Genomic DNA, 1274 nt, shown 5'->3' on the forward strand with positions numbered 1-1274 from the left:
GCTAGGGTTAATGCGTGGGTCAGATTGAGATGGAAAAACCGGGGGCTAGTGGGTCACTTCTGGGTGGAAATCAACACAGTTGGTGCTGATTGAAGCTCAAACCCCTAGCATAGGCCGGCCACCGGCATACAGCGTCATGCCATGACAGCCCGTCGGGATCCAGCACCTTCATGATGGAGATGTCATCAGGATCGAACTTGCACAATAGTCTTTGCTTCGGCCCATACTTCTTGACAATGTCTTTGAAGGCATAGCTGCCATAGGGCAACCCGTGGAAGCCGATTCCTCCCTGATGCAGAGTCAACTGCTTTGACATTCCTGAAGCCCACGTCAATTGCTCCAAGCTGCCAGGAAAGGTAGCTGGTGGGCAACGCTGTATTCCTTCAGCAAACAACTCATAAGGCGTTGCCATCTTTCTCCAGTTCGGTTGATGTGGGTACACATCCACCACAAACATGAGCAAGCCACGAACCAAGTCGCTGAAAGTGATCGAGGCATCCTTGTAAGGGTCGATCCTTGCGACGTTGGCCACGGATGGGCGAATACGCCCCTTCATCAATGTCAAGGTGTTCAACGTGGAAAAGAAGCGCTCAACGTGCGGTTTGAGCCATGGTGTCCTGACACGGCAGTACATCAAGTCAACGCCCAGTGCCATCGCCATGGTCTTGAACCCGAATGAGTGGAATTCGAGCCCGTTGTCGATCACCCACTCATCGCCAAGCCCCATGGATAGCCAATCACTTTGGAGATCGAGCCCATGCAAAAGCGGGGCCTTGGGCAAAAGCGCATTACGAACCACTCCGCATACAGAAGTCAGCCCGGGACCATAAAAGGAGATATAGAAACCAAGGATGTAGCCCGAGTACGCATCAATCATCACCGTCAAAACAGGCCTCCCCAAAGGTAGCCCTGTACGGTCACAAATCACGACCCAGTTCAACGGGGTATGGTCAATTTCAACTCGCTGGTACGGATACGCTGCTACTCCCTCCGGGAAGGCCGTTCTGCAAACTATCCGAGCTCTCGCCACACCTTCACGAGCAGCAACTCGCGTATACAGATCAATGTCCTGAACTCTGCGTGCCAAAGTTGGAAAGCTCACCTGAGCCGTGTCTTGCTCCAACTGACCGCTCTTAACCAAGCGCTTGAGCTCGCTCTCAAGCTGGTCGTAGGTGAACCTCAAAGAGTTCCTATGTGGGGGCGTGTCCGAATTTTTGTGTAAACGGTTCGGACTTCAATTGACGGAGATGCGGTCTCCGAACTGAATGGTAAAG

At 52.7% G+C, this 1274-nt stretch carries 1 protein-coding gene; it reads right to left on the reverse strand.

Translation table 11 applies throughout. The annotated features are described in order from the left end of the window. Positions 1-70 precede the first annotated feature (70 nt). Positions 71-1183 carry a hypothetical protein gene (locus ACWGXF_RS24330; RefSeq protein ID WP_452102601.1) on the reverse strand — a complete coding sequence of 371 codons (1113 nt, stop codon included), beginning with the start codon at positions 1181-1183 and terminating at the stop codon, positions 71-73. Positions 1184-1274 lie beyond the last annotated feature (91 nt).

The sequence above is a fragment of the Comamonas sp. HJ-2 genome, from assembly GCF_053615495.1.